The sequence below is a fragment of the Pseudomonas sp. JAI120 genome, from assembly GCF_014207255.1.
GTDB lineage: Bacteria > Pseudomonadota > Gammaproteobacteria > Pseudomonadales > Pseudomonadaceae > Aquipseudomonas.
On record NZ_JACHCZ010000002.1, the window covers coordinates 1,034,922 to 1,055,418 of the forward strand.

Genomic DNA, 20,497 nt, shown 5'->3' on the forward strand with positions numbered 1-20,497 from the left:
GCCCGCTTTCGACCGATTCTGTTGAAAAAGTCGGATTTTCACATCGCCTGAACTCAGGCACGACTACCACTGGAGAACCTACTCACCACATTGAGTGGTTTTTCGGCCCTTCGTTGACCGCTGCCGCTCAGTTAGTGGGTTAGTTTGAGGTTTTTGCTTAGTGCAGGCGCACCTATCCCGTGACCGGTGGACCTTGAGAGGTAAATTTGGCCAGCCGGCGCAGGTTCTGCACCGCAGCGGCCAGCGTGAACTCATCGGTCGCGCCGCTCATGCCACGTAGTCGCAAGCGATCCAATTTCAGGATTCGCTTGAGGTGGGCAAACAACATTTCGACCTTTTTACGTTCGTGGCGAGAGCGCTGATACGCCGGTGTTGCTGCAATGCGCCGAGCCACATCCCGAGCGGCTTCATGGACGCTGCGGGCGATCTTGCGAAACGCAGTGTTCGGGCAGCACTTGGCTTTCATCGGACACGCTACGCAGTCGGTCTGTCTGGATCGGAAGATGATGGTGTTGGCTTTGGTGACGTGCGAACGCTCGTTCTTGAAGGCTCGCCACTCGCTGCGCAAGGCGTTGCCAGCCGGGCAGCGGTATTCATCAGCCTCTTCATTCCAGTGGAAATCGGTGCTCGAGAAACTGTCGTTCTTGCGCTCTGTTTTGTCCCACACCGGTACATGCGGCTCGATGTCTTTTTCCTCCACCATCCAAGCCAGCATCGGCGCTGTACCGTAAGCAGTATCGCCAATGAGGCGCTCCGGCTTGATGTCGAACTGCGCTTCGACCCGTTCGATCATTGTCTTGGTGCTCTCAACCTCGGCCGTTCGATGAGCCGGTGTAGGCTCCACATCCACGATGACGCCGTGTTCGGTATCGATCAGATAATTCGTCGAGTAAGCGTAGAACGCGGGGCCGCCTGGAGCAGCGGTCCAGCGAGCCTGAGGATCAGTCAGTGATAAACGCTTCGGTAGCGTTTCGGCCAAAGCCTCTTCATCGAGGGCTTCAAGGTACTCACGCACGGCGCGGGTGCTCAGGGCCGGATCGCTCCAGTTGACCTGTTCATCACCCGGTACGCCGCGCTGCCGACTCGCATCCGCTTTGATGATGCTGGCGTCCACAGCAAATCCTTCGCCTTTGACCAGGCCAGCATCCATGCAACGACGCAGCACCTCGTTGAACAACCAGCGAAACAGATCGCTGTCCCGAAAACGGCCGTGTCGATTTTTGGAAAAGGTCGAGTGATTGGGGACTTCATCCTCAAGGCTCAACCGGCAGAACCAGCGATACGCCAGGTTCAAATGGGCCTCTTCGCACAACCGCCGTTCGGAGCGAATGCCGTAGCAATAGCCCACGATCAGCATGCGGATCATCAGTTCAGGATCAATCGACGGACGCCCGATCGGGCTATAAAAATCGGCGAGGTAATGGCGCAGGTCGTTCAGATCGAGACACTGATCAATGCTTCGCAGAAGGTGATTGGCTGGGATGTGATCTTCAAGGTTGAAAGAGTAAAACAGTCGATCCTGCCCACTCGATAACTGTCCCATCATGCTGTGTGCTTCCTTGCTGGCCAATGCAGAGATTTTGCCGCAGGCCAGACAGGGGAGCTACTTTTTCAACAGAATCGACCCGAAGCGGTCATTCGCGAAAGACTGCAATCGGCTGTGCAGACATTCAGCCACCACGCCGTAGCGTGTTAGTACCGAAAGCAGCGTTCATCCCAATTGCTGAAAGCTCCCAAAACGAACTCCTCATAAAGCTCAATATCACCGCGCTGAGCTTCTTCAGACTCCCCACCCACTCGCTCGGTGACCCGAATACCCTGCTACTAAATTGTATCCCAGAACGCGTACAAGCTTGATATCATTAAGCCACGAAAGAAGACCGTCTCGCTTTTTCTCAGGATCAGCGCCCGTGCGCGTGAGCAATTTTGAATAAAGATGCTTACGTCATGACCTATGCCAAGGATAGATATGATTGATGTAAGCGAACTCAGAAGGTTGTATCGGCAGTACGGTTTTGAAGAAGCTGATAGCTACGAGCCTGGCATCCATGTATTTACCTATAGATCAGGCCACTTCCATAACGCCGACATTATCAAAACAGGACCAAATGGCGACGAAGAAAAGGTCTTCAACGAATTCAAAAAGACGGGCTATGCCTGCAAAGTTCGTTCTTACACGACTACTCAATCCATCGAGCAAACTCTCTTTAGAGGCTTCTTCTCCGCTGAAAGCACGCGTAAGAAGCTGAAAAGAGAATACAGTCGCTATACCGATGCGATCGCTAAAACACACTCGGATAACGGTCAGTACGAATATATTAGTTCACACTACACAATCAATGATGTGGTGGGTACTCGCAGCGTCGTAAACGAAATTTATTCAAGGCTAAAATCGACTAAGCCCGCGCTTTTTTTGATTGAAGCCGCCGCTGGCTTCGGTAAGACGTGCACCGCGCACGAGCTGCTGAATGAAATAATCGAAAACTCCGACGACATGGTTCCGCTGTTCTCTGAACTGGCCAGGAACCGTCAGGCTAAAATTTTCCGTTACGTCTTCTTGGACGAAATTGATCGGAGCTTTCCCCTATTGCGCTCGAGTCTGGTTCGTTCTGAAATTCAGAACGGCAACGTTCCAGTTATTCTCGACGGTTTTGACGAGCTTTTACCGCAGAGTAAAACTGCTGAAGACAACGATGGGTATGAACATACCGAACCCATGCTCGACACCATCAGCGAGCTGCTTACCAAGTCGGCGAAGGTCATTCTAACAACCCGACGCACTGCGATTTTCGATGGTGATAACTTCCACTCATGGGTGGAAAAGCATGACGAAGACTTCGAGATTTATCGTATCCGTATTAGCGAGCCCACCATTGAGGACTGGGTTCCGCCGGCACGACTAGATGCATTGAAACTCGTCAACTTCCCAATCGATAGGTTGAGCAATCCCGTACTGCTTTCCTATCTCCGTTGCATCTCTAACGCCGAGTTTGATGCGGCAATCGCGAACCCTAACTCGATAGTGGATAAATACTTCTCTTCGATGCTTGAGCGGGAGCGTCGCCGCCAAGACCTACGCGTACTGCCTCAAGATCAGTATGCCATTCTTAAGACTATTGCTAACGATATGATGGAGAGGAACTATACCTCCGAGTCGAAAGAATACATTTCAGACGTTATTCTGAAAAATCACGATGAGTTGCTTGATCAGAGTCGTAAGCAGTACCAGCCAGATGAGCGACCCACGCTCGGGGAACTCGTGACCAAATTGTCGGGACACGCAATGCTAGATCGGAGTAATGAGAACGGTCAGGGTATTGGCTTCGTGAATGAGTTCGTGCTTGGGAACTTCTGCGCCGAGATAATCATTGATGACACTTCTAATGAGTGGGCTGGATTCGAGCGGTTTATTGAGCCTTCGGTGATTGCGACGATTGCTAGAGCTGATGACACGAAACAAAACCTTTGGCACGCGCTGGAGTTCTCTCTGGAGTTCCTTCCGGTAACGGACAAGGTGCTTTACACGATCATGCTTACTGACAGGTTGGATATTGATCTTTGTGACGGTTCAGTAGAAAACATTGAAATCAGGAGTGTTGATATTGGCAAATCCAATTCGATCAACAACTTCATTTTCATTGGTTGCTCTTTCTCAGACGTGACCTTAGTCGGCAAGAACATGGATAAAGTGTCCTTCATCAACTGCCGCTTTTTCAATTGCGGCTTTGAACATGATGAAGACGGCGGTGTTATCCACGCGCTCGGCTGCGACTCAGATAACCCAAATCTCCTGCTAGCGCTCCAGCAAAGGGCGGTAGACGACACAACGATAGTAAGGAAATTCCCGGACGCTGAGATCTTAGTTCTCGAAAAATTCTGGCCCAAAGGGAGACCCACTTTCCACAAACATCGGCCCATTAGAATCGTTTGCGCCAACTCTGCACACATCGGCCAAGACGAAATCCTTGAGGCGATTGCTTCATTACGCCGGCAGCGTTTTATACGTGATGGTGGAAAAAACAGCGTTCTAGAACTAAATCTTGAACATATTTCGGAAATAAAAACAATGCTGGGGCGCAGCTAATGTCCGTTTCTCCTGACAAATTGATTGCCAACAATCTCCAGCACTTAATCCAGTCCGAGCTTGATAGGATCGGGTTGCTTTGCCGAGTATTTTCGAGAGCAAAAAGTGTTGAGTCCATAGAGAAGAAAATCAATAAATCAGCTGGAAAATACACCCCTACCGGCAAGAAGATCCAAGACGCTTTCGGCGTGAGAGTAGCGCTGTATTTCCCTGACGATCAGGCCGTAGCTATGGATGTTTTAAAAAACTCGTTTAACTACGACGAACACTCCTCCACCATCGATACGCCCAATGGTTCGGTCTTTACTGCGAACCGTTGCAATCTGATATTTAAGCTTCCCCCTGAGATTTCTGAGAACAGTACGCTCTTGGATTCTTATGACGTACTGGACGATACGTTTGAAGTTCAAATTCGAACGGTACTTTCTGAAGGATGGCACGAGGTCGAGCATGATTTGAGGTACAAGTGTCAAGACGACTGGTCTGGGTATTCAGATTTAGGCCGCGCACTTAATGGTATCTTCGCAACTCTTGAGACCTCCGACTGGGGAATGATGAAGCTATTTGAGACTCTAGCCTATCGCCATTATAAAGCTGGCGAATGGAGTCAAATGGTTAGAACCAAGTTTCGATTGAGGTCTGAAAGTGACCTTAGCAAAGAGGTGGTAGATAAGTTAAAGCTCTATCCTGAAACAGGCAAAAAGATCTTTCGGATCAATCGGGAGGTTTTCTTGAGCCGAATAATTAAGAACAAGGTCGAGCTTCCAATCAATGCTGACAATATAATTTATATCGGCAATTACCTATACGCAGGTAACACTGAAATCCTCGATATAACACCACAACGTATTTTGCGCATTCTTGAAAATTCCGGCTTAGAGCAGTTTGGTAGAGCTAGAGCTTAAGCTTGATCCGCAAAATGGACGCGAGGCTATGTCCAAGTGTGGCTCGCGATCCTGAGAGTGCACCAACCGCTTCGCGGATTACCACGCTGAGAAACGCCAGGTCGGGATACGACTGTTTTTGCCGCATTCAGGCAACATGAGATCTGGTGAGCAGATTCGGATATACCTCACTCCAAGCAAGCAACTGCTTGCAGCGGAGAAGGCTGGCCTGTTATTTCAGGTTCCTCAGCAAACTTGCACCGGTGGAGCTGCATTAAACGGCAGCTATTGGCCGATTTCTGCCGGTCAAGGCTAACCAGTGTGCTGGTCAAGTCAATGCAAACGACTGGTCAAGTCCATGCAATTACGCATATGCGCAAGTGCTTAGGGACGTCAGCTGAAAAAAGGTCAAACGCGATGCAGCTAGCTAATAGAGGGTTGGATCAATGCAATGACGTATGGGCACCCCATAGATTTTTCGCGGAAAAATGGAGGTGAAGTATGGACATCAGAGATCAGAGTCAACAGCAGACCATGACTGCTCTGTGGCTATGTCCATAGTTCACAATCTTTCCTTTAGATTGACGAAATTTTCTGTGACCTCACCGGTATGCCCGGCAACCTAACCGAGTTTGGGCGAAAGATCCGTGCCAAAGTCTTAAAACACACCGGTATCCCGGTTGGTGTGGGCATTGCCCACACCAAAACCCTGGCCAAACTGGCAAACCACACCGCAAAACGCCTTCAGGCACAGACGGGTGGAGTCGTGGATCTGTGCGATCCTTTTAAGCGCGATTGGGTGCTACGCAACACGGCTGTCGAAGAGGTATGGGGCATAGGTCGACGCATGACGGCGCACATGCAGGCCCTGGGCATACACACGGCCATGGACCTGGCCAAGGCTGATCCCTTCTTGCTCGGCCGCAAATTCAGCGTTGTCCTGGAGAAAACAGTGCGCGAGTTGGCCGGCACGTCGTGCCTGGCCCTGGAAGAAGCGGTGCCGGCCAAGCAGGAGATCTGCTGCAGCAGAATGTTCGGCGTGCGTCTGGAGAAGATCGAGCCGATCAAAGAGGCGGTGGCCACATACGCGCAGCGTGCGTCGGAAAAGCTAAGAGCCCAGCATTCGCTGTGCAAGAAGATCCGCGTCAGCATCCGCACCGGCATGTTTAACCCTGACGAAGCCCGTTACGCTAACGGTGTGTTGGTGGAGCTGCCCTACCCCACCAACGACGTGCGTTTGATCACCAAGGCCGCCACGCAGGCAGTGGAACGCCTGTTCCGCTCTGGGTTCCGATACAGCAAGGCTGAGGTGTTGCTTATGGATCTGCGTCAACCAGGTGAGTTTACTGATGACCTATTTGCCCACACGCAGCCAGCAGCTGCGGACAAGGTGATGAGTGTCCTCGACGAGATCAACAACCGGTGGGGACGCGGCACGCTGCGCGCTGCCGCTGTGCCGGCGGCGCCGACCTGGGCGATGCGTCGGGAGTTGATGAGTCCGAGCTACACCACTAGGCTTGACCAGTTATGGACGGTAAACGCCAATTGAGGCGTCAGGATCCTGAAGGAGTTTCGGTATGTGCAGTCATTACGAAGCACCGGCACCGCATCGAGTGGCCGAGACATTCGATGTTGAACCTTTCAAGCAGGGTAAGTTGGAACTGTATCCAGGCTATATCGGGCCTTTCATCCGCCGCGTGGAACACGTCGACGCTGAATCGCCGGCGCCGGTAGAAGCGCTGTCAGGCTCGTTTGGACTGATTCCGACCTGGAGCAAGGACACAAAAATCGCTCGGAGTACCTATAACTGCAGATCGGAGACGGCCAGTCAAAAGCCGTCGTTCCGTGCAGCTTGGCGAAAGGCCCAGCACTGCATCATCCCAGCTGCGGCCATCTACGAGCCTGACTGGCGATCGGGTAAATCAATTGCTACTCGTATCACCCGTGCGGACGATGAGCTGTTGGGAATCGCAGGCCTTTGGGAGCAATGGCGCGATCCCGGTACCGGGAAGATCCTGCACAGTTACACGATGTTGACCATCAACGCGGACGACCATCCCTTCATGCGCGACTACCATAAGCCCCAGGATGAAAAACGCATGGTGGTGATCTTGCCCAAGGGGCTGTACGGCGATTGGTTGAAAGCTCCGGCCGGGGATAGCATGGAGTTCATGCGCCCGTACCCGGCGGACCGCATGGCAGTTGCTATGTGAACTTGGCCAGACGCAACAAATGACCCGATCTGATAAAAACGAGAGTGTTTGAATGACCAAAGAAGAACTGCGACAAGAGCTGCAGGAGCAGTTCGAGCGGCACCTGCAAGCGAATCCTGATGCTGTGACGCTTTACGCAGCAGAGCCGGAACCGGAAACAAGACCTTGGAAAAAGAAACCGAGCCTGCTCGATCAGGCGTTTGCACAAGACCTGGCCAACATTGAAAAAGAACTGCAGGCCAAAGACTAATTTTCCGTGATCTTTTGGCTTCATAATCAGCGGCGCTTGCAATACCCTTTGGGCAGGCGACTTGCTGCCTGCCCCCTCCTCCGATTGGCATGGTGAAAGCAAGGTTCACATCCTAATGGTGATTCTCACCGGCTGGTCGCAATGGAGGGACGACGCGCATTGCGAGCCGGTATTCTGAGAACCCATCATGACTACGATTGAAAACCTCAAGTCGCAAGCCAAGCGCCTGCGCAACCACCTCGCATCACAAAATATCCCTCTCAGCCATTCCCAAGCGCTCGAAGCCATAGCGGCGGCCCATGAATATAAGGATTGGAATACGGCTTCAGCGAAGCTTCAGGCAACCCTCGCTCCGGCTAAGCCAACGACCATCTGTATCAATGCTGACATGTGCATTGATGATGTGCGTGAGGAGGTGAACGATTGCATGCGCTCTGATCCTGGCTTTGTCCGTTTGCGCCTCGATGCGGCTGCCAGTGGTTTCCAGCATCGCGATGCGTACGAAGTCTCCAGAGAGATTGAAGCGCTAGGCGTAAGGGCAGAGGTTGATAGCCCGCTCTCGCTGTAATTCGCTTCAGATTTTCCTGGATGCCCGCCGTTGCTGGTAGGCAGTTCCTGATAGAACTAGTATTGGACGGCTACCAACCGCCATTCGCGGACGGGCATATCCTGGGGAAATAGCCATGGGCAAAGTGACAATGAAAGACGGTATCAAGCAGTACGTTCACGCAGCGCTGGATGCTAAGGACGAACTTGCAGCAAAAATGATGGAGGCAGGCGTTGACCCGAAACAAGCTCTGCTGGCCTCTACAGTCGTCACCAAAGAGAGTTCGGATGCGATGATCGACCGGCATTATCAAAATGCCAGCGCATCCGAATTCAGCACGCATCTCAGCGATGGCGTACCCCCGACACTCAATTGATGGTCTACCCCAAACTAACCCCCGTTCTTCACGGGGGTTTTTTGCCTGCGATTTTCCCTGACCGTTCAGCTCCCAGAAGTAGGCTATACCCAATGGGCGTATATCAGTTATCAACTCACAACATTGCGGCAGCAATGAAGGGAGTGAACAAGTGAAAATGAAGATAGCTTTCCAGCGTTTGGCTCTGCTTGCGGTTGTAGCGATAATATCGCTTTCGGCTTTTACTCATGTAGCCATAGCAAGTGCCACAGAAAATGATGATCGGTCTGAAGCCGGTCAGAACGATGATCGTTCAGTAGGTGAAAATAATGACCAGTCTGAGGCTGGGCAGAACGATGATCGTTCAGAAGGCGAATATGAGGATCGGCCGGCCTACAGTGACGATGATCCTTCGGGAGGCGACGATGAAGGTTAGGTTTCTGAGTAATGAATCGATCTTCTAATTTTCCGCTAGTCAGAATTGATATTGAAATGTCCGTCCAGGGGTGAGGTTTTTGCCCCCGAGAACTTGAGGAAATCAACAATGGCTAGGCACACACTGACCGATTTTGACGAATGGCTCGATGGCGCTGTGCAGACGGACGTAGAGGACGTGTACGCCCTCCATGAAGCCGTTGACGGTGAAACAGAGTTCGCTCAATACAAAGCCGAGCGTGCACCAAATGGACAGCTCTTGGTCTCGTATGGCGACGATAGCCCTTGGTTGAGGCTGTCCACGGAGGAAGCTAAGCAGGGTTTTCTTCGTCGTCTTGGCGGCCGTTACGTTGGGGAAGGTTGTATGGACATCGGTGCGTGGTATGTCATGCACATGGGATTAGCGTCCGATTAAAGGAAATCCTGATGGAAAACTTCATGGAGATTAGCGATGCCCGGACGATACCTGTAAGTGAGTATCTCGAAAGCGTCACAGATCCTTTGCGGCGTGCAGCTATAGCCTCTGTATTTGAGCGAGCGCGGTCAGCATTGGAACTAATGCGCGTAAGGTTTTGTGTGGACGTACCGGTCCCAGAATTTTTTGTGCTCACAACAGATCAAATCAAGGCTGAGGCCAATCCGCTTGGCCTTATTGTGGTCAGCCAAGGCATGATTAATCACTGCTTTGATACGGCCATACCATCATCGAAGGTCAAAGCAGGAAATGAGGACTATCTGGATGGCTTGCCAGATTTGTTTCCTCAAATAGGCCTCACATGGGTCTTGGCGCACGAATACGCTCATTTGTTTCGCGCACATCATCAGGTCCAAATCGAACTTGGATCACATGACCATGTGCTACGTGCTTTCGAACATGACGCTGACCTATGCGCTGCGGCAGCAGTATACCGCGCTGTTCAGCAATGGCTCCCAGGCATCCAGGACATCGATATTCGTTGCTATGTCACTTACGTGCTGTTCTGGATCATAAGAACGTTTCCGAACACGAATGACGGGGCAGGAGTCCATCCTTCATTCTCTGAGCGTTTCTTTCAGATACTGCTCAAGCTGACCACCATGCAGGCCATGCCAGGCGACGTATTGGATCTAGATGTAAAACTACCAGCTACGGCTAATCGCGGGGATGCGTTACGCAACGTCGCAATAGCTTGCGAGACTGCGTATCTGGCCAAGGCCCCAGGTACTAAAAATGATTTCTTCATGCAGTGGCACGAGTACTTTAAAAGCTATGGCCACATAGCGATCATTAACGAATGGATAATGGTGAGCCCATTTGTTGAAAAGCACTCCCACACTACGGCTGATATGCAGCGCCACGCCTCGGTTGTCCCAATGACTATGAGCGACATAGCTCGTTTGGAAAAAGCTGAGCGTAAACGTCATCGAAGAGCTCAGGCGAGATCACGAACGCAGTAGTCGTTGTGACTCTGCGAAATACCCAAATACCTTTGGTGCGACTGTGAGGCTCGCAAGGGCATCGGCAAACGCAGATCGGCATAGGAAAAACGTGAAGGACCCGGAGTCGAAAGAATCAGCAGGTTTCAGCGGAGGAACGATGAAGTCTTGTGCTCATAGCAAACTGCAGCTCTCTCTTGACCGATGGGAAGAGTGCCACTGGTATTTGCACCAGATGGAGACGAATTACCATGAGCCAGAACCCTTCCGCTACTCATGCAATTCGTTCCTACGTGCCGTAAAGGAAGTTCCGCAGGCTTTGCGGAACGATTTACAGAGGCATTCTGACGTGAAAGGCAAGATCGAGATATTGCTAGAGACGGTCTCCATGAACGACCTATTCAGGACGCTTGGTAAGCGACGTGACTTTGTGGTTCATCACGGAGCCTTGAATCTCAGCAGCCACGGGAGGATCGGGACTATGGAGGGCACTAAAATAAAGATGGTGCTCCCGTTCCGCGTGCATCCATGGGAACGATCTGATGAGGCGTACGAGCGCTACAAGGCGATGTGTCGAGAAAACGAGATATTGCGTGGACTTGGCCCGGATTGCGATTCCGTACCGGCGCTCTGGCGCACTTGGATGGTTCCGCAGTTTCCTAACAGGGATCTGCTCGATGTTGCTTTTGAAGCGTGGGTACTGCTCGGTGGACTGTTGTCCTCCGCAGTAGAAGCATTTGGCGGTGAGAAACTAGATCTGAGCATGCCATGTCGTCATGATTCGGCGCGAGTCCAGCTCAAGCTTTATAGCCAGCTTGAGTTCTTTCAAAGCGTCCACGGCATCGACCTCAAGGAAGAAGAACGCAAGTGGCGCGAGCAGCGAGGCAAGACATAGATCGCTAGCCGAAGGAAAACGGCCCATGAAAGTCAAGGAACTGATCCGGCGCTTGAAGCGCCTCGATCCCGACGCACGACCAGGGCGAGGATGAAGTTGATTCCAACGTTACAGCAGTAGTCGAGTCGGACAGTGAGGTTCTGAGAGAGCGCTTCGTTGGTTCGGTCGTCGCACTGCACTGACTCCAAGGAAAACGACATGAGTATTCACGAGGGCGCGAGCGACATGACCAAAGAACAGATGCTGTTCAAGATCAATTAGCTATCTGACGAGATTGACGCAAACGAGGAAGATAATCGAGCGATGCAGGAGCAAATCAACCAGCTCTATGCGCGCATTGACGCCATGCCTGATGCGGCAACTGAATAGTTCGAGGAAATCACTGCACCCGCAAGCCCGCCCAGTCGCGGGCTTTGGCAGTACCAGAGCGCGGCGTTCGCGTTCGATGATCGAGGGAATGAGCACATGTCGTTGAACGTTTTTTGGGATAACTCCAACATCTGGCTTGTGGGGAAAAACTATTGCAGCCTGAAAGAGCCCGGCCACGAGCGTGAGTTTCGAGTTCATTTTAAGAAATTGCTGATGACTGTTGTCGACGGTCGGCAAATGGAATTTGCATTTGTTGGAGGATCGCTACCACCGAACAATGACGTGTTATGGAGCTATTTTGACAACCTTGGAGTAAAGGTCGAGGTACAAGAGCGAGGGGCTATCGGAGGCGGCGAGGTAGCGGTCGATCAAGCTATACAATACTCCATGCTGAAACGTCTGATTGACGCAAACGCACCTGGAACAATCCTGCTTTTGACGGGCGACGGCAATGGTCATTTGGATGGCGAAGGCTTCATTCCGGCGCTGAAAAGAGCCGTGAAAATGGGTTGGAATGTTGAGGTGGCAAGTTGGGATTTGGGCTGCAATCGGCACCTTCGTCAATACGCCGAGGAACACGGTGTGTATCGATCTTTGGAGCCTTCATACGAGCATATTACTTTCCTCGCGGGTGGTCGGAACGCTATCTAGATCGATAGGATAAGCCTGATGAAATGGACATTCTAAACATCGTTAGTGAGCAGAAGCAGAGACTGTATGAACGCCTCTACGTCGCTGCCGAGGATCTTGGGCTTGCGCGCCAATATGCCCAACATCTACTGAAAAAAGGCTGGCACTCAGCACCTTGGGAACGTCGGGGCTCTATCTACATGCAGCAATCCGCATTTGTTACGGCACTCGTTGTTAGCTATGCGAGAGCATTCACCAAAAGCTACGGATGGCCAAATCTACCTGAAAATGTTTTTCCTGATAATCAGGGCTCGAAAGCTCTTCATAAGCGGCTGATGGACCTTCGTCATGAGGTGTATGCGCATTCGGACAGCAAGCACCATAAAGTCCAGCCTTGGCGCATAGATTCTAATGCGCTCACCGATATACGCGGCGCACCATTTTGGCGTTTTACGAAGGGTGAATGTGAGCTGATAACGGAGTTGATTGATGAAATTCGAAAGCAGCTCTTACCGATGATAACCATCATGCGGGCCGAAATTGCTGACGCATAGGAAAAATCGCTGCACAACCGGCCCATTGCTAACAAAGCGCGGCTTTCGCGCCTCACTTTTTGAAGGAATGAAAGGCACCATGGACTACATCGGCCCCATCGACTTGACCCTGATCTACAGCGCCCCTGGCCGTGAAACGCCTATAGCGCATCCCGGCGTCATCGCTACCCTGTTCTATAACGAGCCACATCGTACCTGGTCCGTTATGGTCGACCATCCAACCAATCTCATCCGTGATGGGCTTATTCGTGCTGAAGTGGTCCTGTCCGATGGCCGAAAGCTGGCTGGCACTGCACGTCGCCCGTCTATCTTGGGCAACGCGTTTGAACTGGTTGAAGACGCTTCCCACTAAATAGGAAAAGGCCTAGGTACGACCAAGTCCTACCCTCGCAGCGGGGCGGCTTAGTAGGAGGACGCCCATTTTCGCGTCCGCGAAAACAAAGGAATGACGACATGGAAATCGCAACCAAAAGGCCCGCCTTGCTCACTGCCATGGCCTTATTGACGTCCGTTAACATTGCTGTCGCAGAACCGAGTCTCTGGGTAGCTGCCGACCGAGTGGCGCGTCATACCTGTCCGTCCGTTAAATGTGGGGTTGCTGGCCAGCTAATGTTCCGCGAAGGCGTGGAGGTTTTGGAGACGAAAGGCGCTTGGGTCCGCGTAACCAAGCCCTACTCAGCTTCTTGCTCGGGTGGCTTCAGTGAATACGTGAAGAGCGGTAACTCCGCGTGCGTCGCCAGCAACGGCATCAATAACGGGATGTTCGCAGAGTGGGTGCCTACAAAGTCGCTTACAAAAGACAGACCTGCAGACCCAGGGGAGGGTGCTTCCGGTGAAGACGTACTGGTCAAAAACTCGGATGATTACCCTCTCTACCGCACCCAGTTCACCAAAGCAACCCGTGAGCTTATAGACAATGGCACCTGCACCGCCGGTGACTTCGAAGAAATCGGTGGGTGGATGGCATCGCCTGTCAAAGGTGAAGGTATGTATTTCATGTACTGCGGCGGCATGACCACAGCCAATCGACTTTACCTCGACGTGCATTCGGGCAAAGTGAGCCGCTAGCCGGCTCTAAACAGAAACCACTTGCATGCCGAAGTGGATAGGAAAAACGGCCGCTCCTAGCTAGTCTATCGCCCCCCAAACCATTTTTCGCCATAGCACCCAAGGAGGGTACTTTGAATCAAGCCAACACCAACGAGCCAAAAAAATTCACAACCGCGTCGCAATTCGTTCGATTGACAAGCCTAAACGTGTGCATTGTCTTCGTCTTTTTCGCGGCGTGTTTCATGGTCTTCCGAAGTTTTCCCCTTGGCATGGCGATGCTCTGCACTGGACTCGGCTTTCTACTGATCAACTCCCCATTTGGCGAAAAGAACAAAAACATCATAGGGCTCGCGCTGGCATTTGTAGGTTACATGGTCTGTCTGCCTGGCACCTTTAATCCGGTGGATCAGGTTGTGATTAAGCCATACGCCGTCGGCTTTGGTGGCCAGCCAGTTGTGGTGACTGTGGACGCAAGCTCTTGTCATTATGAAATGCGCTCCAGCAAACTCACCTGCGATGCCCAAGTGTTGCAAGCAGCCTCATCCCCATCACAACCGAGCAGTACAGCCAAGTAAATCTGGCACAACGATCGATGGCTTGGCTAGCCGGTCCTGTTGAAAGCCCTCTTCCTAAGTTGGCTTTCAACAGTAACAGCCACAATGTAAAAGTCCTTATGAAGAAAATTAAGATCTGTCGGTTTCCGGGTGGCTATCCAAGGTCCAGGCGGGGCATGAAGAAGCTGTAACTATCACCCTCCACCCGAATGGGGCGGGCACCAATCAAGGACGCCAAGGCAAGCCAGCGTATTTTCACGCTCCCGAGGATGCGCTTTATGGGCTCGGTGATGCTGAAACCGAAGTGCAGGTTTAGATAGGAAAAAGGAGCAACACTGTATGGGAATGCCGAGCGAACCGCATCATGACGAATATGTTTTGAGCCTGGCACGGAAGTGTCCATTTCCAGAATGGCTTTTGCTGGAGCTACCAAATGGGAAATGGGGAGCATTCTGGCATGCAGGGCTAGAGGGAACTTGGGCTACGGCTGTTTGGGAAGGTGATTATTCAGCATGCGCCTTGGTCCATGCTGATCGATTCGAGGTGCTTCGCTATATGGAGAAGCATCAGTCCCACTAAGGTAGGAAAAGCCCAAGCCCCGCACCTGCGGGGCTGAGGCCGTAGAGGAACGCCGCGTTGGCGCCTCCCCCCTTAAGCTAAGGAACACTTATGGATTTCAAGCTTACTTATTGGACGCGTCGGTGGTCAGCGAACACGACGCTCACGGTACAGAAAATCGAAGCTGGATGGCACATTTCCCACGTCGCGATCTATGGTGATGCTGATCGAGAAGGTGCGCCGTTCCTTGAGTCGAACTTACATCAAGACCACGTGAAATTCCCTCACGACGTAGGTGCGTTCCTGGGCTTCGTATGGGAGCAATTGGATAGCGGCGAAATAGACGAACAACGAGCCCAGGAAATGATTCAGGAGATCGGCGATTGGATTAGTGCATGCGAGACATCGCAGCCTGTTTGGAAGGTCTGGAACAGCTAGGAACGCGTCCGCTGTAACCCAAGCCCTGGCCGTCAAACAGCCGGGGCCGAGGACGTAGAAAAGTCCTTTATCCATAGGCAGGAGTTTCAAGATGCAGCACGTAGGCGATTTGATTGTTACCGATACCCAAGAGACCTCTGGTCAAGTTACTGGCACCACTTACGTGCGCGCTGGAGGGGTTTTGATTGCCCGTGGACAGTTATCAGGCGGGTTAATTATCGAAGCTGGCGGTCACGCCATCGTCCATGGCCAGGTTTCCCGCAACGTGTTGAATCAGGGGACGCTTGAACTGCTAGGCCAAGTGTCTGGCAAGGTTATTGGGAATCCGCCGATCAACCCAGTAAAGCCGGTCCAAATCGTCGGTACTGATCTTGAGGTTCCGTTTCGTGGCAAGACCACCTCATGGACGTACACCGGGTAGTTCGAGGAATCGACCGCTGACTATCAGCCCGCCTAGTGCGGGCCATGTCAGTAGAGACTGGCAGTTCTGGCCGTCAAATTCAAAAAGGGATTCATAGTGAAAAAGATTACCCGTATTCAATCAGACTGTGGCCAAGGGGCCGCGTCCCTGATTCAGGTCGAAGCTGTCGCTGTTCGAGAAGAATTATACAAGGGCGCCGAGACCACTAAGTCACCGTTTGACATCGTGACCATTACAGTTAAATCGGCAACCCTCAGCACGACCCATACCTTCCACGGTGCCGATGGTGGCTATGGTGGGTTTGGCAAAACGTATCTGCCGGGCATCTTGCCTCTTCCACTGCAAGAAGATGAACGATTCGAGCAGGCAGCCCGTGACCTGATGAAAGCCATGGTTGATGTGCATATTTCCACTATCAAGCAGTTGGCAGAGATCCTGCCTGCCGAGAAGGAGAAAGGGCATCTGGACCTGACAAGTTTCGAGTCCGTGACCGAGTAACACCAGCAGCCTTGGATAAGTCGCTGAGTGACGTCTCAGCGACCTAACCAGTTAACGGAAAGGTTCGCTGCACACCACCGGCCCTTGATTGGGCCGGTGGCAGTACCAGGATGCGGTTTCAGCATCAGCGATACCTTTGGAGTAGCCAAATGCTCATTGCTTCCAAAAACGGCAGCATCACCGCTGCCAAGCTGATCAGCGAAACAGGTGAAGCATGGACGTTGGAAGTTGAGAAGCGGAAACGTCGCCTCAGCAGAACTGACAGCCGTCAGCGTGCTTTCAACGATATGTCTGAAGCCATGAAATGGGCCGGTGCAGAACCAGAGCTGATTGAGCATTTTGCTGCGCTAACTGCGGGAAAAACAGTGCCCACTGATCAGGCGCAGAGTTGAGGGAAAACGTCATAGCCACGTTAAAAGACTGGATGCAGGTGAAGTACTTCTACATTCCGTTTCCAATTGCGCTCGCGTTGTCGATTGGCGCTGTCGTCACTTTAGTTCTGTATGGCTAGGAAAAAAAATCGATGAGTATTGAAAACCGGTATCAGGCTGCCCGTAGTAGGTTTTTCGCTGAAAACCCTCGCGCGCTAACTCAGATCGAGTCGGTCAATCCAGCCGTAATTGAGGCCTGCGGGATAACGGTTGATGAATACCGCGAACAGCAGCGCATTGTGGTTTTCGCAGAGGCTGCTCGAAGCCGCGGACTCGAAGTCGATGAGTTCGTGATTTGCCTAGTCGCCGAGTCGCCGGAGCAGGCTAATGAATGGCGCTTGGATCAGCACCGTAAAATCGCGGATGCGCTTGGTATCGATTGGGATGAATACAAGCAGCTAAACCGTATCGTTGGGTAGGAAAATTCGCCCCGGTGTCGCCCGCGTGCCCGGCCCAGCGGACTGATGCCGTAATCGACGTAGCCAACCGGGCGGCTACCGACCTCGATGTTGTCCTGGCAGTCGGTACCGGGAAACACGAAGCTGCCCCTGGGGGATTCGCTGCGCAGGTTCAACAGCTGTACGCCGCCGGCTAACGCATCGAGGCGTACGATCTGACGGCGCTGGAAAAAGTCGCGTAGCGGGTCAAATAGGAGCATAGGCCTATCCTCGCGGGGGGCGGGTGTCAGATCCGGTTGATGTACTGGTTAGCCGGAATCGTTCCAAGGCCGTAACCTTCTACAACCAAATTCCAGTGCGTGGCCTGCTTTTTACCAGTGGGGGCATTGGAGCCGTAGACCTCACCAATGTTCAGAAGCTTATTGCCTCTATCCCACACGATGTAGTTTCCAATGCGGATGGTGTTTGCAGGATGACGCTGGACGATATGCATGACGCCGGAATAGTCGGTCATGGTGATATTGATCAATTGGCCACATTCAGTGCATGTCCACGTCTGGTTATCAAGATGGGTCGCGCCACTGTTGTTGTTATGACCATTTGGGCAGGAATAGTACGAATCGTAAGACGGAGAGATGTAAAACGTCATGGTGAGCCTTCCAGGGCTGATTGGGGTGACAACGTATTTTATCGCGACATTTTTTAGTAGCGTTTTGGAGTCTGGAGAGCAAGCTTTGAAAAAAAGATATTCACTGGGAAACCTATTTTCTGCTGCGCCAAATGAGCCCGTTTGAGAGGGTTGCCTCGTTTTCGCGCGAGGATGCCCATGAACCTACCACGCCCTACTCGAACCACTGCAATTCTCAGTGTCTGCCTAGTCATTCTGGCGGGCATATTGAGCTATGAGCATCATCAACTTTTCCAGCTCAGCAATAGCTTAGCCGCGACTGCCGACAAAGAGTCGCTGGATGCACTGCTGACTCGGCTGGGCAAAGTAGATGAGCGCCTGGACGCCGTTGATGGCAAGCACCTAGTGTCCAACGAAGACTTCCGCTCCGGCCAGCAGGCGCTGTCCAATAGGATCGACGCCGCTCAGGCCTACGCAAAGCAAGCAACAGAAGCGACACAGGAGTTGTCTCGCAACTCTGCATCTTCAGGCGAATTGGTAGTGCTCAAGGCAAGTCTGGAGACCATCGACAACCGCCTTCAAGAGCTGAGTAAATCCCAGGTCAAACAACCGCCCGTGGCGCTCCCCAAAACGAAACCAGTACCTCGCAAATCACCACTTATCAAAAAGCCCGTCACCAGTGTCACCGCACCTCAGCCCCCACCATTCACTGTGATAGGGATCGAGTATCGAGGCGGTGAACGTTTTCTTTCGGTGGCTCCTACTGGCAGTACCCACCTAAGCCAAATCTATCTGATCCGGCCGGGTGACGCTGTGGCAGGCACTGCCTGGCGCCTCAACACCCTAGACGGTAAATCCGCACGCTTCGACGTCGCGGGAACCCCACAAATCGTAACTGTCGCGCAATAGGACCGTCCTATGTCTGCCATCCACAATTCCCCCAAATCAGCCCCGCCAATTCTCAACCTCCAAAGCATTGCAAGCTTAGTGACGCTTCTATTTACCTGCAGCTGTTTTGCGGCTCCCCCACCAGCGACTTCCGTCACAAGCATGCAAAACAGTGACATCCAGAATTCAGTCCAAAGCACTAACAAAGGGGAGATTGCCCGCGAGTGGGGCCTAACCACTCAAGAGTGGAGTCGATACCAAACCTTGATGGAGGGTCCCCGTGGAGTGTACTCGCCCGGCCTAGATCCGTTGACAGCGCTTGGCATCGAGGCCAAATCGAATGAAGAGCGTAAACATTACGCGGAACTGCAGGTGCGGGCTGAGAGGCAGCGAGTTGACAAGGAGTTGGCTTACCAGCTGGCCTATGACCAGGCGTTTGCCCGTCTATACCCCAATGAAAAAGTCATCCAGATCTCATCTAACCCTTCCTCCATAGGCTTCACTGCGCAGACAGCACTAAAAAGCAATGGTCGGCTTGCGATCTTTGTTCAAGATAACTGCACAGCGTGCATCGCACGCCTTAAGGACTTGCAAGCCAAAAAGCAGGCCTTTGATCTTTATTTCGTCGGCAGCCAGGGTGATGACGAGAAGATCCGCCGGTGGGCCATTCTGGCGGGTGTGGAACCGGACAACGTACGCAGCCGGCAAATAACGCTAAATCACGACGAAGGACGTTGGCTTGGCCTTGGGCTCGGTGGCGAGCTGCCCGCTGTGGTGCGCGAGGTGAATGGACAATGGCAACGACAATAGTCCATGGAACGCTGGCCGCTGCCATTTTGTTCGGCACATCATTAGCCATGGGTGCCGAAATACCTCCACCGGCATATCAATTGATCGCGCTACCTGCGGGTGTTCCGTCCGAAGTGCTCTACGCCGTAGCCCTGCAGGAGAGCGGGACCCCACTTCGCGGCCAAGTGGTGCCTTGGCCTTGGACGTTAAACGTTGCGGGTGCTGGTTACCGCTTTGCGACACGCAACGATGCGTGTAGGGCGTTGATGATCGCCCTTCAGACGGCAGGTCCTAGCCGCGTCGACGTCGGTCTTGGGCAAACCAACATAGGTGCCAACGGCCACCGCTACCGCTACCCCTGTGAAGGACTCGATCCGTACAAAAACCTTACGGTAACCGCGCAGATTCTAGCGGAACAGAAGGCCAAGGGCGGAGATTGGATCACAGCCGCTGGCCGTTACCACCGCCCGGCCGGAGGCGAGCCCGCGGCCCGTTATCGTCGCGCATTTGTCAAACATCTCAGCCGTGTCACCGGCATTAACCTGATGGCGAACAATCCATGAATAGACTTTTCAGTTTCGTGCTTTTGCTGTCCTTGGCAACGCCAATTATGGTGAATGCCAGCTCGCTAATTGTGGTTGAGGACCGAGGTGGGGTTTCAGCCCTGCCGTACTATCAAGATTTAGCGCCGGAGCCCACCGAGCAATCCGCCCCATTGGAAAACATGGGAGTGCGGGGGCAAGGATCATTTCCCGTGCACTCAGACCAACTGACTCCCGGCCAAGCGCAAGGCCGGGTGATCAATGCGCCTGGCCTACAACCTCTATTCCTGGTTGGCGACGATGAAATGTCCAAGGCATGGCTGACGCAGCGCCATGAGCAACTGCGGCATTTGCAGGCAGTAGGCCTGGTAGTAAACGTGGCCAGTGCCGAACGATTTGCCGAGGTTCGACGCTGGGCAGGCGACCTGCAGGTGGTACCGGCCCCCTCAAATGACCTTGCGCAGCGCCTTGGCATCAAGCACTACCCACTACTCATTACTGCGACCGCCATTGAGCAGTAGGACACAGGGATGCCATCACCTCTGACGATCACCTTGGTGATCAGGCAGCCAAAAGATCCTCGAGCTTGCCAATTGATGTTGGAACAAATGACCTATGTTGCCAGGCTTTATGGCGGCAGTGTGACGTCGACAGAACAGGGTGACGCCAT

Annotated in this window: 26 protein-coding genes and 1 pseudogene; 25 read left to right on the top strand and 2 right to left on the bottom strand. The window is 52.6% G+C overall.

Annotated elements, in window-relative coordinates:
• Positions 1 to 172: 172 nt before the first annotated feature.
• Entirely contained in the window at positions 173 to 1,546 is a 1,374-nt protein-coding gene (locus tag HDC32_RS16635) for a transposase (protein ID WP_184744775.1), read from the bottom strand.
• 423 nt (positions 1,547 to 1,969) lie between these two features.
• Between HDC32_RS16635 and HDC32_RS16640 the strand changes: the two genes are divergently transcribed.
• The 21 genes and pseudogenes from HDC32_RS16640 (at position 1,970) to HDC32_RS16740 (ending at position 17,001) form a co-directional block, all read left to right on the top strand.
• Positions 1,970 to 4,084, top strand: a complete 2,115-nt coding sequence (locus HDC32_RS16640; protein ID WP_184744777.1) for an NACHT domain-containing NTPase — start codon at positions 1,970 to 1,972, stop codon at positions 4,082 to 4,084.
• On the top strand, positions 4,084 to 4,989 hold the full coding sequence (locus HDC32_RS16645; RefSeq protein ID WP_177126613.1) for a RelA/SpoT domain-containing protein: 906 nt from the start codon (positions 4,084 to 4,086) through the stop codon (positions 4,987 to 4,989). Before HDC32_RS16640 ends, HDC32_RS16645 begins: the two co-directional genes overlap by 1 nt.
• Before the next feature lie 559 nt (positions 4,990 to 5,548).
• Positions 5,549 to 6,517: pseudogene (locus tag HDC32_RS16650) on the top strand (DUF4113 domain-containing protein); the annotation flags it as partial.
• Between the two features lie 28 nt (positions 6,518 to 6,545).
• Entirely contained in the window at positions 6,546 to 7,181 is a 636-nt protein-coding gene (locus tag HDC32_RS16655; RefSeq protein WP_184744779.1) for an SOS response-associated peptidase, read from the top strand.
• Positions 7,182 to 7,233: 52 nt separating this feature from the next.
• Positions 7,234 to 7,431, top strand: a complete 198-nt coding sequence (locus HDC32_RS16660; RefSeq protein WP_184744781.1) for a hypothetical protein — start codon at positions 7,234 to 7,236, stop codon at positions 7,429 to 7,431.
• Positions 7,432 to 7,618: 187 nt separating this feature from the next.
• On the top strand, positions 7,619 to 7,999 hold the full coding sequence (locus HDC32_RS16665; protein ID WP_184744783.1) for a glyoxalase superfamily protein: 381 nt from the start codon (positions 7,619 to 7,621) through the stop codon (positions 7,997 to 7,999).
• 115 nt (positions 8,000 to 8,114) lie between these two features.
• Positions 8,115 to 8,354, top strand: coding sequence for a hypothetical protein (locus tag HDC32_RS16670; RefSeq protein ID WP_184744785.1), 240 nt, complete (start codon positions 8,115 to 8,117; stop codon positions 8,352 to 8,354).
• 151 nt (positions 8,355 to 8,505) lie between these two features.
• Positions 8,506 to 8,769, top strand: coding sequence for a hypothetical protein (locus HDC32_RS16675; protein WP_184744787.1), 264 nt, complete (start codon positions 8,506 to 8,508; stop codon positions 8,767 to 8,769).
• 108 nt (positions 8,770 to 8,877) lie between these two features.
• On the top strand, positions 8,878 to 9,183 hold the full coding sequence (locus tag HDC32_RS16680; protein WP_184744789.1) for a hypothetical protein: 306 nt from the start codon (positions 8,878 to 8,880) through the stop codon (positions 9,181 to 9,183).
• A gap of 11 nt (positions 9,184 to 9,194) precedes the next feature.
• Entirely contained in the window at positions 9,195 to 10,205 is a 1,011-nt protein-coding gene (locus HDC32_RS16685) for a hypothetical protein (RefSeq protein WP_184744791.1), read from the top strand.
• 328 nt (positions 10,206 to 10,533) lie between these two features.
• The gene (locus HDC32_RS16690) at positions 10,534 to 11,079 is read left to right on the top strand and encodes a hypothetical protein (RefSeq protein ID WP_184744793.1); all 546 of its coding nucleotides are present in this window, start codon (positions 10,534 to 10,536) and stop codon (positions 11,077 to 11,079) included.
• A 465-nt stretch (positions 11,080 to 11,544) separates the two neighbouring features.
• A complete protein-coding gene (locus HDC32_RS16695) occupies positions 11,545 to 12,099 on the top strand; it encodes an NYN domain-containing protein (protein ID WP_184744794.1) in 555 nt (184 codons plus the stop codon).
• 23 nt (positions 12,100 to 12,122) lie between these two features.
• Positions 12,123 to 12,632, top strand: coding sequence for a hypothetical protein (locus HDC32_RS16700; RefSeq protein ID WP_184744796.1), 510 nt, complete (start codon positions 12,123 to 12,125; stop codon positions 12,630 to 12,632).
• Positions 12,633 to 12,711: 79 nt separating this feature from the next.
• Entirely contained in the window at positions 12,712 to 12,984 is a 273-nt protein-coding gene (locus tag HDC32_RS16705) for a hypothetical protein (protein ID WP_184744798.1), read from the top strand.
• A gap of 101 nt (positions 12,985 to 13,085) precedes the next feature.
• Positions 13,086 to 13,700, top strand: coding sequence for a hypothetical protein (locus HDC32_RS16710; RefSeq protein ID WP_184744800.1), 615 nt, complete (start codon positions 13,086 to 13,088; stop codon positions 13,698 to 13,700).
• A 113-nt stretch (positions 13,701 to 13,813) separates the two neighbouring features.
• A complete protein-coding gene (locus HDC32_RS16715) occupies positions 13,814 to 14,257 on the top strand; it encodes a hypothetical protein (protein WP_184744802.1) in 444 nt (147 codons plus the stop codon).
• A gap of 648 nt (positions 14,258 to 14,905) precedes the next feature.
• Positions 14,906 to 15,232: a hypothetical protein gene (locus tag HDC32_RS16720; RefSeq protein WP_184744804.1), complete on the top strand. Its 327-nt coding sequence runs from the start codon at positions 14,906 to 14,908 to the stop codon at positions 15,230 to 15,232.
• Between the two features lie 91 nt (positions 15,233 to 15,323).
• Entirely contained in the window at positions 15,324 to 15,653 is a 330-nt protein-coding gene (locus tag HDC32_RS16725) for a hypothetical protein (protein WP_184744806.1), read from the top strand.
• A gap of 96 nt (positions 15,654 to 15,749) precedes the next feature.
• Entirely contained in the window at positions 15,750 to 16,151 is a 402-nt protein-coding gene (locus tag HDC32_RS16730) for a hypothetical protein (RefSeq protein ID WP_184744808.1), read from the top strand.
• Positions 16,152 to 16,300: 149 nt separating this feature from the next.
• Positions 16,301 to 16,543, top strand: coding sequence for a hypothetical protein (locus tag HDC32_RS16735; protein WP_184744810.1), 243 nt, complete (start codon positions 16,301 to 16,303; stop codon positions 16,541 to 16,543).
• A gap of 131 nt (positions 16,544 to 16,674) precedes the next feature.
• Positions 16,675 to 17,001 (top strand): DUF6388 family protein, encoded by a 327-nt coding sequence (locus HDC32_RS16740; RefSeq protein ID WP_184744812.1) that lies wholly within the window; start codon positions 16,675 to 16,677, stop codon positions 16,999 to 17,001.
• 265 nt (positions 17,002 to 17,266) lie between these two features.
• On the opposite strand, the gene HDC32_RS16745 is transcribed toward HDC32_RS16740, so the two are convergent.
• Positions 17,267 to 17,629, bottom strand: a complete 363-nt coding sequence (locus tag HDC32_RS16745) for a hypothetical protein (RefSeq protein WP_184744813.1) — start codon at positions 17,627 to 17,629, stop codon at positions 17,267 to 17,269.
• A 177-nt stretch (positions 17,630 to 17,806) separates the two neighbouring features.
• On the opposite strand from HDC32_RS16745, the gene HDC32_RS16750 reads away from it, so the two are divergent.
• Genes HDC32_RS16750 through HDC32_RS16765 form a run of 4 tightly spaced genes read left to right on the top strand, consistent with a single transcriptional unit; the run spans position 17,807 to position 20,348 of the window.
• A complete protein-coding gene (locus tag HDC32_RS16750) occupies positions 17,807 to 18,517 on the top strand; it encodes a methyl-accepting chemotaxis protein (protein WP_184744815.1) in 711 nt (236 codons plus the stop codon).
• A 9-nt stretch (positions 18,518 to 18,526) separates the two neighbouring features.
• A complete protein-coding gene (locus HDC32_RS16755; protein WP_260403618.1) occupies positions 18,527 to 19,306 on the top strand; it encodes a TIGR03759 family integrating conjugative element protein in 780 nt (259 codons plus the stop codon).
• A complete protein-coding gene (locus HDC32_RS16760; protein ID WP_027606816.1) occupies positions 19,291 to 19,848 on the top strand; it encodes a lytic transglycosylase in 558 nt (185 codons plus the stop codon). The genes HDC32_RS16755 and HDC32_RS16760 overlap by 16 nt, the downstream gene beginning before the upstream one ends.
• Positions 19,845 to 20,348, top strand: coding sequence for an integrating conjugative element protein (locus HDC32_RS16765; protein WP_043293672.1), 504 nt, complete (start codon positions 19,845 to 19,847; stop codon positions 20,346 to 20,348). The genes HDC32_RS16760 and HDC32_RS16765 overlap by 4 nt, the downstream gene beginning before the upstream one ends.
• The last annotated feature ends 149 nt before the right edge of the window (positions 20,349 to 20,497 follow it).